This is a genomic window from Klebsiella sp. K5-306 (assembly GCF_051835185.1).
GTDB lineage: Bacteria > Pseudomonadota > Gammaproteobacteria > Enterobacterales > Enterobacteriaceae > Klebsiella > Klebsiella oxytoca.
In genome coordinates, this window is the sequence record NZ_JAIFJY010000007.1 from 93,619 (window position 1) to 105,481 (window position 11,863).

9 protein-coding genes are annotated in these 11,863 nt (G+C 54.4%); 7 read left to right on the forward strand and 2 right to left on the reverse strand.

The window, feature by feature from the left end:
* Positions 1 to 100: 100 nt before the first annotated feature.
* Positions 101 to 874, reverse strand: a complete 774-nt coding sequence (locus K2184_RS12960) for a siderophore-interacting protein (RefSeq protein ID WP_368082913.1) — start codon at positions 872 to 874, stop codon at positions 101 to 103.
* Between the two features lie 239 nt (positions 875 to 1,113).
* Between K2184_RS12960 and K2184_RS12965 the strand changes: the two genes are divergently transcribed.
* Complete coding sequence (locus K2184_RS12965) at positions 1,114 to 1,659, forward strand: PadR family transcriptional regulator (RefSeq protein ID WP_004105928.1); 546 nt, start codon at positions 1,114 to 1,116, stop codon at positions 1,657 to 1,659.
* Positions 1,660 to 1,883: 224 nt separating this feature from the next.
* Positions 1,884 to 3,263: a putrescine aminotransferase gene (ygjG, locus tag K2184_RS12970; protein WP_004105929.1), complete on the forward strand. Its 1,380-nt coding sequence runs from the start codon at positions 1,884 to 1,886 to the stop codon at positions 3,261 to 3,263.
* 36 nt (positions 3,264 to 3,299) lie between these two features.
* On the opposite strand, the gene K2184_RS12975 is transcribed toward ygjG, so the two are convergent.
* Positions 3,300 to 3,632, reverse strand: coding sequence for a tRNA-binding protein (locus K2184_RS12975; protein WP_004105930.1), 333 nt, complete (start codon positions 3,630 to 3,632; stop codon positions 3,300 to 3,302).
* A gap of 219 nt (positions 3,633 to 3,851) precedes the next feature.
* On the opposite strand from K2184_RS12975, the gene ebgR reads away from it, so the two are divergent.
* The 5 genes from ebgR to K2184_RS13000 all read left to right on the forward strand — a co-directional run bounded on the left by ebgR (position 3,852) and on the right by K2184_RS13000 (position 11,859).
* Positions 3,852 to 4,835, forward strand: coding sequence for a transcriptional regulator EbgR (gene ebgR, locus K2184_RS12980; RefSeq protein WP_004105931.1), 984 nt, complete (start codon positions 3,852 to 3,854; stop codon positions 4,833 to 4,835).
* Positions 4,836 to 5,131: 296 nt separating this feature from the next.
* Entirely contained in the window at positions 5,132 to 8,224 is a 3,093-nt protein-coding gene (gene ebgA / locus K2184_RS12985; protein ID WP_163524781.1) for a beta-galactosidase subunit alpha, read from the forward strand.
* Entirely contained in the window at positions 8,221 to 8,670 is a 450-nt protein-coding gene (locus K2184_RS12990; protein WP_004105933.1) for a beta-galactosidase subunit beta, read from the forward strand. Before ebgA ends, K2184_RS12990 begins: the two co-directional genes overlap by 4 nt.
* Before the next feature lie 93 nt (positions 8,671 to 8,763).
* Positions 8,764 to 10,197 carry an amino acid permease gene (locus K2184_RS12995; protein WP_004105934.1) on the forward strand — a complete coding sequence of 478 codons (1,434 nt, stop codon included), beginning with the start codon at positions 8,764 to 8,766 and terminating at the stop codon, positions 10,195 to 10,197.
* A 228-nt stretch (positions 10,198 to 10,425) separates the two neighbouring features.
* Positions 10,426 to 11,859, forward strand: coding sequence for an amino acid permease (locus tag K2184_RS13000; RefSeq protein WP_163524783.1), 1,434 nt, complete (start codon positions 10,426 to 10,428; stop codon positions 11,857 to 11,859).
* Positions 11,860 to 11,863: the final 4 nt, after the last annotated feature.

Genomic DNA, 11,863 nt, shown 5'->3' on the forward strand with positions numbered 1-11,863 from the left:
TCACCGCCGTCTGCGGGCCGGTCGCCCCATGGTTCACCGCCGTCTGCAGGTCTGGTAGCCCGGGTCAGGCGCCAGCCGCAACCCGGGTTTTCTCCCGCGCTTACTTGCTGTGCCAGTAGGCCTGCGAACGCACCAGCTGCGGGTCAATCTCCGGACCTTCAAAACGCGCCAGCAGTGATTTCACCACCGCGCCTTCCCCGGTCACCCAGATAAAATAATCTTCGGTTGGAACCACAACCTGCGCCAGACGCTCGGCCACGGCAGAGGAGTGATGTCCCACCACCCACTCAATATTGAAGCCATCGAGATCGGCCAGGTAATCTTGATAAGACTCATCGCCAATGGTGACGATCGCCGTGACCTGCGGGCGCGTCGGAAGCTGCCGCAATCCCAGCAGACGGCGGCGCAGCGCGGGCATGCCTGACTCATCGGTCACATACAGTTGCCAGACGTAATCTTCCGGCACCACCAGCGAACCGCGCGGGCCGCCGATGACCAGCTTATCACCCGGTTTCGCCGCCAGCGCCCAGCTGCTGGCTATACCGCCATCGTGAATAAAAAAGTCGTACGCCAGCTCATGACGGTCGGCGTCGTAAAGCGGCGTATAATCGCGGGTCGCCGGACGTACGCCTTCGCCCCAGTTAATGCCTTCATCCGTCACCTCCGGCGGCGTAAACGCAGCACCCGCAGTGGGGAAAAAAAGCTTGGTATAGTCGTCGAAACCCTGGGAGACAAAGCCTTCCAGCGCCTCTCCGCCCAGCACGATACGCTGGAATGCGCTGCCGATACGCTCGACGCGCAATACGGTTAACTCACGGAAACGCAGCTCATTACGCACGCGCTGCGGGTATTTAGGATTCCTGCTCGTTGTCATCTTTCATCGCCTTGGTGAACGGAATAGATATATCTAAAAATATTGCAAATGATAATGATTGCCATTAAAAAAGAATGCAAGCACTTTTTGATATAGCCATAGTAAAACGCCACAAAAGTCAAAAAATAGAATTAAATCTCTAATTATCAACTATATAAAAAATAAATCTGCCACAAGGTTGCGACTTGAGTATTTTTAGATATAAATTAGATATATCAAAAAACTCAAAGGAAAAAATCATGAGAGATCATCACGAAGAAGGCCGTGGGCCACGCGGACGCCACGGCGAACATGGCGAACACGGTCGCAGAGGCGGCGGACGCCGGCAGCGCTTCTTTGGCCATGGCGAGCTGCGCCTGGTCATTCTGGACATCCTCACCCGTAATGCCAGCCACGGTTACGAACTGATTAAAGAGATCGAAACCATGACCCAGGGCAACTACAGTCCCAGCCCCGGCGTCATCTACCCGACGCTCGATTTACTCCAGGATCAGGGATTAATCAGCGTGGCTGACGAAAACGGTCGCAAAAAAATCGCCATCACCGCCGAAGGCAGCCAGCTGCACGCGGAAAACCAGCAGCCGCTGGAGCAGATTCAGGCCAGACTGCAGGCGCGAATGGTGGGTTGTGAGCTACGTAAAAACCCGCAGATGAAGCGCGCGCTGGAGAATTTTAAGGCGGTACTGGATTTAAAAGTTAACCAGCAGGAAATAACCGAAGCGCAGCTAAAGCAGATTGTCGGCGTGATTGACCGCGCGGCGATGGAGATCTCCCAGCTCGACTAATCCTTTGCCTCATTATCGGGCAGCCTGCACCGCCGCGAAGCACGCGGCGGTAGCCCTTCAGCGCATCGTTTTACGCCTTCAGGAGTAAAACATGCCAATAAAATTTTGCTCAATTGCGATTTCACGTTGCGTTTATCCCGTTTTTCCTGGCCCGCGCCGAAGTGGCGTAATCCCTGCAATACTTAATTCAGTATCATGTGATACGCCCCGCCCAGGAGCATATTTTGAACAGGTTACCTTCAAGCGCATCGGCTCTGGCCTGCAGCGCACACGCACTGAATCTTATTGAGAAGCGAACGCTCGATCATGAAGAGATGAAATCACTTAACCAGGAGGTCAGGGAATACTTTAAAGAGCATGTGAATCCGGGGTTTTTAGCGTATCGAAAATCGGTCACTGCTGGCGGGGATTACGGAGCCGTAGAGTGGCAAGCGGGAGGATTAAATACGCTTGTCGACACTCAGGGACAGGAGTTTATTGACTGCCTGGGTGGGTTTGGGATTTTTAATGTAGGGCACCGTAATCCAGTTGTCGTTTCCGCCGTCGAAAATCAGCTCGCTAAACAACCCCTTCATAGTCAGGAACTGCTGGACCCGCTGCGGGCCATGCTGGCTAAAACCCTGGCGGCCTTAACGCCGGGCAAACTGAAATACAGCTTCTTTAGCAACAGCGGTACCGAGTCGGTCGAAGCGGCGTTAAAGCTGGCGAAGGCCTACCAGTCTCCGCGCGGCAAGTTTACCTTCGTCGCCACCAGCGGCGCGTTTCACGGTAAGTCGCTGGGCGCGCTTTCAGCCACTGCGAAATCCACTTTCCGTAAGCCCTTTATGCCCCTGCTGCCGGGATTCCGTCATGTACCTTTTGGCGATATCAATGCGATGCGCACGCTGCTGAGCGAGTGCCAAAAGACCGGCGATGACGTCGCGGCGGTGATCCTTGAGCCTATTCAGGGCGAAGGCGGGGTGATTCTGCCGCCGCCGGGCTATCTGCCCGCGGTACGCAAGCTGTGCGACGAGTTTGGCGCGCTGCTGATCCTCGATGAAGTCCAAACCGGCATGGGGCGCACCGGCAAGATGTTCGCCTGCGAGCACGAAAACGTTCAGCCGGATATTCTGTGCCTTGCCAAAGCGCTGGGTGGCGGCGTCATGCCAATTGGCGCCACGGTCGCCACCGAAGAGGTGTTCTCGGTACTGTTCGATAACCCGTTCCTGCATACCACCACGTTTGGCGGCAACCCGCTGGCCTGCGCGGCGGCGCTGGCGACCATTAACGTACTGCTGACGCAAAACCTGCCCGCGCAGGCGGAGCAGAAAGGCGATATGCTGCTGGACGGCTTCCGTCAGCTGGCCCGCGAATATCCGGATCTGGTGAATGACGTGCGCGGCAAAGGTATGCTGATGGCGATTGAGTTTATTGATAACGAAATCGGCTATGACTTTGCCAGCGAAATGTTTCGCCAGCGCGTGCTGGTGGCCGGAACGCTCAACAACGCAAGAACGATTCGCGTTGAGCCGCCGCTGACGCTGACCCCTGAGCAGTGTGAACAGGTGCTAAAAGCGGCCCGCCTGGCGCTGGCGGCGCTGCGGGTTTCGGTGGAAGAGGCGTAATGGCTTGCCCTCTCCCGCTCCGGGAGAGGGCGTTTGCTATACGACGCGCACACCCGCAGGCATCGCTCTTTCCGGCGTAAGCAGTACGCTTTCGCCGCCATCGTCGGTTTCGGCGCATAACAGCATGCACTCCGACGTTTCACCGCGCATTTTGGCTTTCGCCAGATTGCACAGGACCACGACCGTTTTTCCCAGCAACTCTTCTTCTCGGTAATAGGGCACCAGGCTGGTCACCGTCTGCAAGGTGCGCTCGCCAACGTCAATCCGCGCGATATAGAGCTTATCGGCATTCTCATGTCGTTTTACAGCTACAATTTTTCCCGTACGCATTTCCAGTCTGGCAAAATCATCATAAAGCACCGTTTCCATCTTGCACCCCTCAGGTAAAAATTTAGTAAAAGATAACAAAAGTCGGCGAGGTTTCCGCATAATAGTGTAAGGAATGTTAGATCCATCACTTTTTAGTTCGCTATAAACTTCCCGATGCGGATGAATAATACGAGGGAAATTTACTGAAAAGAGATGCAGCGGCCCGCGCTTGCTTTACAATGGTTTGCGTCGATGGTGCAACGTCAGATAAGGAAAACAATGGCCACACTAAAAGATATCGCGACCGAAGCAGGCGTTTCACTGGCGACGGTTTCCCGGGTATTAAACGACGACCCCACTCTGAACGTGAAAGAAGAGACAAAGCACCGCATTCTTGAGGTGGCGGAAAAGCTGGAATATAAAAGCACCAGCTCGCGTAAGACTCAGGTTCATACCGTCGGCCACCATCATATTCTGGCTATCTACAGCTACCAGCAGGATCTGGAAATCAACGATCCTTACTATCTGGCGATCCGCCACGGTATCGAAACGCAGTGTGAAAAGCTCGGTATTGAGCTGACCAACTGCTACTTTAACAACGCGCTACCCGAGCTGAAAAAAGTGACCGGCGTTCTGATTGTCGGCCAGCCTTCGCGGGCGATTCGCGACGCAGCCACGGCGTTAACCGACAACGTCTGCTTTATTGATTTCCATGAGCCAGGCAGCAGCTACGACGCCGTCGATATCGATCTGGTGCGTATCGCCAAAGAAGTTATCGACTTTTTTATCGCCCAGGGCGCGCGGCGCATCGGCTTTATTGGTGGCCAGGATGAGCCGGGTAAAGCCGACATTCGCGAAGTGGCCTTCGTCGAATATGGCCGCCTGAAGGGGGTGGTTTCGGAAGAAGATATCTGGCGCGGCGGGTTTTCCAGCTCCTCCGGCTATGAGCTGGCAAAAACGATGCTGGCCAGGGCGGATTTCCCCACCGCGCTGTTCGTCGCGTCAGACTCTATCGCCATCGGCGTGCTGCGGGCTATTCATGAACGCGGCCTCGCGATCCCGGAAGATATCTCGCTCATTAGCGTTAACGATATCCCCACCGCGCGTTTTACTTTTCCGCCGCTCTCCACGGTGCGCATTCATTCAGAAATGATGGGCAGCCAGGGCGTTAATCTGCTGGTTGAAAAAGCCCGCGATGGCCGTGCGCTGCCGCTAAACGTCTTTGTCCCCAGCGTGCTGAAGCTGCGCGGCACCACCCGCTAATCCCCCGTTCTGACGCTAAATCCTCTGCGCCTGGCTCCCGGGGGCGGCGCTTATCGCGCCTTGCCCGGGCTACGGGTTCACCGCCGTCTGCCAAACGGTAGCCCGGACAGGCGCAGCGCGCCGCCTCCGGGATTTTCCTCCATCCCCCATCCTCTGCACCTTTTCCCCATCCTGACCGCTGGCGGCCAACCCGCTCATTTTGTGATCGAGTTAAAGTAAATCACTCCTGGTGGTTTAATTTAGTAAAACTTTTACTAAAATACTTTCTATCCGTTTAGTCCGTTCAGGGAGGCGATATGAATCGCTGGGAAAATCTTCAACTCACTCATGAAAACCGGCTGCCTCCGCGCGCCTATTTCTTCTCTTACGATTCGCAGGCCCAGGCGCGAACCTTCGCCCGTGAAACCAGCAGCCGCTTTTTGTCCCTTAGCGGACAGTGGAAATTCTGCTTCTTTAACAACCCGCTGCGGGTGCCGGAAGCGTTCACCTCGCAATACATGAGCGACTGGGGGCCGATTACCGTACCGGGAATGTGGCAGATGGAAGGACACGGCCAGCTACAGTATACCGACGAAGGCTTTCCCTTCCCGATTGACGTTCCCTACGTGCCGACCGACAACCCTACCGGCGCCTATCAGCGCATCTTTACCCTCAGCGAGGGCTGGCAGGACCAGCAGACTCTGATTAAATTTGATGGCGTTGAGACCTATTTTGAAATTTACGTTAACGGTCAGTACATCGGTTTCAGCAAAGGCAGCCGCCTGACGGCGGAGTTTGATATTAGTCACGCGGTAAAAACCGGCGACAACCTGCTTTGCGTGCGCGTCATGCAGTGGGCGGACTCCACCTATATAGAAGATCAGGATATGTGGTGGTCGGCGGGTATCTTCCGTGACGTGTATCTGGTGGGCAAAAACCCGCTTCACGTCCAGGACTTCACTCTGCGCACCGATTTTAACGATGACTACGTCGACGCCACCCTCTCCTGCCAGCTGGTGCTGGAAAATCTCGCCGCGCAGCCGGGCGCAGCCACACTGGAATACGCGCTGTTCGACGGCGAAAAGGCGCTGTATGAAGGCGTAACGCCGCGCCTGAGCATCAGCCAGCAGCTGAACGTCAACTTTGCGATCGACGTGAAGGCGCCGCAGCAGTGGTCGGCGGAAAATCCTTATCTCTATCACCTGGTGATGACGCTGAAAAACGCCGCCGGAGAGATTATCGAAGTTATCCCGCAGCGCGTCGGTTTTCGCGATATCAAAGTGCGCAACGGCCTGTTCTACATCAATAACCGCTACGTGATGCTGCACGGCGTTAACCGCCACGACAACGACCATCTGAAGGGGCGTGCCGTAGGGATGGACCGCGTTGAGAAAGATCTGCTGCTGATGAAGCAGCACAATATCAACTCGGTACGCACCGCCCACTACCCCAATGACCCGCGTTTCTATGAGATGTGCGACATTTACGGTCTGTTCGTGATGGCGGAAACCGATGTCGAATCCCACGGCTTCGCCAACGTCGGCAATCTGAGCGCCATCACCGATGATCCGGCATGGGAGCATATATACGTCGAACGAATCGTGCGCCACATTCACGCGCAGAAAAACCATCCGTCGATCATTATCTGGTCGCTGGGTAACGAGTCCGGCTACGGCTGCAACATTCGGGCGATGTATCATGCCGCTAAAGCGATCGACGATACCCGTCTGGTGCATTACGAAGAGGATCGCGACGCGGAGGTGGTGGATATCATCTCTACCATGTATACCCGCGTGCCGCTGATGAACGAATTCGGGGAATATCCGCATGCCAAACCGCGAATTATCTGCGAATACGCCCATGCGATGGGCAACGGTCCCGGCGGGCTGAGCGAATACCAGAACGTGTTCTATCAACACGACAGTATTCAGGGCCACTACGTCTGGGAGTGGTGCGATCACGGGATTCAGGCCACCGATGACAGCGGCGCGGTTTGGTACAAATTCGGCGGCGATTACGGGGACTATCCTAATAACTACAACTTCTGTCTTGACGGTCTGATTTTCTCCGACCAGACGCCTGGGCCCGGCCTCAGAGAGTACAAACAGGTTATCGCCCCGGTAAAAGTTCAGGCAACCGACATCACCCGCGGCGAACTGCGCATCGATAATAAGCTCTGGTTCTCGACGCTTGATGACTATACCCTGCGCGTGGAAGTTCGCGCCGAAGGGGCTACGCTTGCCAGCCAGCAGCTTAAGGTGCGCGATCTTGCGCCAAACAGCGGCCGCGATATCACCATTGACCTGCCAGAACTGGACGATCGCGAAACCTTCCTCAACATCCTGGTGACCAAAGACTCGCGCACGCCGTATAGCGAGGCCAACCATCCGATCGTCGTTTACCAGTTCCAGCTAAAAGAACAGACGGCAACGAAATCGCCGCTGATGAATGCCAGCGCAACCCCGCTACAGATAGTTGATGAACGACTGAGCTACAGCATCACCGGGCATAACTTCCGCGTGGTCTTCTCTAAAGTCAGCGGCAAACTGAGCGAATGGCAGGTGAACGGCGTAGACCAGGTGACCCGTGAGCCGAAGATTAACTTCTTCAAGCCGATGATTGATAACCACAAGCAGGAATATGAGGGGCTGTGGCAGCCCAGTCACCTGCAAATTATGCAGGAGCATCTGCGTGAATTCAGCGCCGAACAGCGTGGAGACACGGTGATTATCACCACCCGTAGCATTATCGCGCCGCCGGTTTTCGATTTTGGCATGCGTTGTACCTATCGCTGGCAGATTACCCCGCAGGGCCATATTAACGTTGAGCTTGCGGGGGAACGTTATGGCGACTATCCGCATATCGTGCCGTGCATCGGTTTTATGCTGGGCATTAACGGTCAGTTTGAACAGGTGAATTACTACGGTCGCGGTCCCGGTGAAAACTACGCCGACAGCCAGCAGAGCAACATCATTGATGTCTGGCGCACCACCGTGGACGACATGTTCGTGAACTACCCGTTCCCGCAGAACAACGGCAACCGCCAGCACGTCCGCTGGGCCGCGTTTACCGACCGTCACGGCAGCGGCCTGATGGTGGTCCCGCGCGATCCGCTCAACATCAGCGCCTGGCACTATACGGCGGAGAATCTGCACGCCGCGCAGCACTGTAACGAACTGCGTCGCAGCGATGACATCACCCTGAATATCGACGCCCAACTGCTCGGCCTGGGCTCTAACTCCTGGGGGAGCGAGGTGCTGGATAGCTGGCGGGTGTGGCTCAAACCGTTCAACTATGGCTTTACGCTGCTGCCGCTGGAAGGCGGGAGCGCTTCCTCGCAGACGCTGGCGAATCATAGCTTTGGCGCCGGTTTCTTTTCCTCCGATTCATACAGCGAGGCTGAAAAATGAGAATTCTCGATAATTTAGAACAATTTAAGCAAATTTATCACAGTGGACGTAAATGGCAGCGCTGCGTAGAAGCTATCAATAATGTCGATAATATCCGGCCTGGAGTTGCCCATTCGATAGGCGATTCGCTCTCCTATCGCGTGGCAAGCGACAGCACCACGGATGCGCTGTTCGTTGGCAACCGCCGCTATTTCGAGGTGCATTACTACCTCCAGGGTCAGCAAAAAATTGAGTTTGCCGCTAAAGAGCAGCTGCAGACCGTCGCCTGCTATCGCGATGAAACTGACCGTGAATATTTGAAAGGCATTGGTGAAACCGTGCAGGTCCATGAAGGACAAATGGTGATTTGCGATACCCACGAAGCTTATCGCTTTATCTGTGACTCGCCGGTCAAAAAGGTGGTGCTCAGAGTGACTATCGAAGACGGCTACTTCCTGAATAAGTAAGCCCGCGTTACGCAAGGTGAGGCCAGCGGATCGACTCGTTGGCCTTCCCGGTCCCAGCCCTCAATGCGGGCCAGATCATTTTCCGGAGGACTTATGTCCGAATCAGTTCGTGCCAAAATAGGGAAGTTCGCCCTACTGTCGATGGCGTTTGCCGCCGTATTTAACGTACGAAATATCGTTAATAATAACATCGAGTTAGGGCTCAGTTCCGCCCCTATCTTTCTGTTTGCTACGGTGGTCTATTTTATTCCGTTTGTCTTTATCATCGCCGAATTCGTGTCAGCGAATAAAAATTCCGAATCAGGTATGTACGCCTGGCTGAAGCAGCCTTTAGGTACCCGCGCGGCCTATCTCGGCTCGTTCCTGTACTGGTTTGTGAACCTGTTCTTTTTCCTGTCGCTGCTGCCGAACGTGGTGGCCTACGCCTCGTACGCCATTATGGGTTACGCCATTCCCTTCTCGCCGATGGTCACTTCGCTGATCTCTATCGTTCTGTTCGCCATGGCCACCCACATTTCCACCAAAGGCGCGACCTGGCTGGGGAAAATCTCCGAATGCGTGGCTTATGGCGTCTTCGCGCTCTTTGCGATTTACGTGGTCGGTGCTATTACCGCGCTGGGCGCGGGCCATGTCCCCGCGCAGCCGATTACGCTGCACGCCATGGCGCCTACCATCAACTGGGCGACGCTGGGGATTATGTGCTGGATCTTCCAGGCGGCTGGCGGGGCTGAAACCGTTGCCGCATATCTGAACGATACTAAAGGCGGGCAGAAATCGTTTATTAAAGTTATCATCACCGCCGGGATCCTGATTGGCGGCATGTATGCGCTGGGTTCTCTGCTGGTCAACGTCTTTGTGGCACGAGAAGACCTGACCTATGCAGCCGGTATGGTGGAAATTTTCACCGGTCTCGGCGCTTATTTCCATATTTCCGAAGCGCTGATGGGCCGCTTCGTCGGCATCATTCTGTTTATCGCCATTTTCGGCAGCATGATGATGTGGACCGCCGCACCGGTAAAAATTCACTTCTCGGAAATTCCTGCCGGCATCTATGGCAAAAAAACCACCGAGCTGAACGTCCACGGCGTGCCGGTGCGCGCCGCCTGGTGGCAATTTGTCTTCGTCTTTCTGATGCTCATCGTGAATGGTTTCGGCTCCGCCAGCGTTCAGCAAATGATGAACACCGCCATCAACCTGACCGCCGGGACCGCAATGCTACCGCCGCTGTTTATCATGGCCGCCTACTTTGTTTTCCGCTGGAAACATGACGACACGCCGCGCGACTTTCGCATGGGTTCAAGAAAAGTTGGGATGGCCGTGGTGTCGATGCTTATCGTTATTTTCCTGGTCAGCATGACCGCCTCCGCTTTCCCGCCGGGAGTCGACCTGGTGAACGCCTTCTTCATTAACGTCTTTATGACCGCAGTCTTCTCCGGACTCGCATGGTGGTGGATAACCCGCTTTGAGAAAAAACAGCGCAAGAATCAACAACCAGGCCTGAAATCAGCGGCAAATACGGTGAAATAAGCCACCGTTGCCCCCGCCAGCGGTATATCCCCTGGCGGGATTTTTTTACCCACAAGCCATGATCTGTCGCCCGACCATTTTCGTGATCGAGTTAAAGCAATTCATTTTTACCGCTTTTATTTACTAAATATTTTACTAAAATTAACCACAATACTTAACTACCTCTACCCTACAAACAACACAATCCCCTTCGGCCATTCTCTGAAGGACAATGTGTGGAGATGTGTTATGTCTGATATCAAACGTAATACCATCGGCAAGTTTGGCCTGCTATCGCTAACCTTCGCCGCCGTCTTCAGTTTTAATAACGTGATCAATAACAATATTGAGCTGGGACTGGCGTCGGCGCCGATGTTCTTCCTTGCAACCCTGCTCTACTTTGTTCCTTTCTGTCTGATCATCGCGGAATTCGTTTCGCTGAATAAAAACTCCGAAGCGGGCGTTTATGCCTGGGTAAAAAGCTCGCTAGGGGGGCGCTGGGCCTTTATTACCGCCTATACCTACTGGTTCGTGAATCTGTTCTTTTTTACCTCGCTGCTGCCGAGGGTAATCGCTTATGCCTCCTACGCTTTCCTCGGATACGAGTACATTCTGACGCCCGTGGCCACCACGATGTTGAGCATGGCGCTGTTCGCCCTGTCGACCTGGGTTTCCACCAACGGCGCAAAAATGCTGGGCCCAATCACCTCGGTCACCTCATCGTTAATGCTGCTGCTGACGCTCTCCTACATTCTGCTTTCCGGCGGCGCGCTGGTGGGCGGTATTCAACCAGCGGATCCGATTACCGTGGATGCAATGATCCCGAACTTTAACTGGGCGTTCCTCGGCATCACCACCTGGATCTTTATGGCGGCCGGCGGGGCGGAGTCCGTCGCGGTGTACGTCAATGACGTGAAAGGCGGATCGAAATCATTTGTTAAGGTCATTATCCTCGCCGGGATCGTGATTGGCGTGCTGTACTCCATTTCCTCGGTACTGATAAACGTGTTTATCAGCAGTAAAGAGCTGAAATTTACCGGCGGATCGGTACAGGTCTTCCACGGCATGGCGGTATGGTTTGGCCTGCCCGAAATCGTGGTCAACCGTTTTGTCGGCCTGGTCTCCTTTACCGCCATGTTTGGTTCGTTATTAATGTGGACCGCGACGCCGGTCAAAATCTTTTTCTCCGAAATCCCGCCCGGAATATTTGGTAAAAAAACCGTTGAGCTCAATCAAAACGGCGTACCGGTGCGCGCGGCGTGGATCCAGTTCCTGATTGTGATTCCGCTAATGATAATTCCGATGATGGGCTCCAGTACCGTGCAGGATTTAATGAATACCATCATCAATATGACCGCCGCCGCCTCGATGCTGCCGCCGCTGTTTATCATGCTGGCGTACCTTAATCTGCGCCGCAAGCTCGATCATCTGCCGCGCGATTTTAAAATGGGTTCCCGCACCACCGGTATTACGGTGGTCTCCATGCTGATTGTTATTTTCGCTATCGGCTTCGTCGCCTCAACCTTTCCCACCGGCGGCAATATTCTGACGATTATTTTCTATAACGTCGGCGGAATCGTTATCTTCCTCGGATTTGCATGGTGGAAATACAGCAAATACGTAAAGGGATTAACTCGGGAAGAAAAAATAATTGAAGCAGCGCCAGCCTCTGACGCGTCTTAATCTA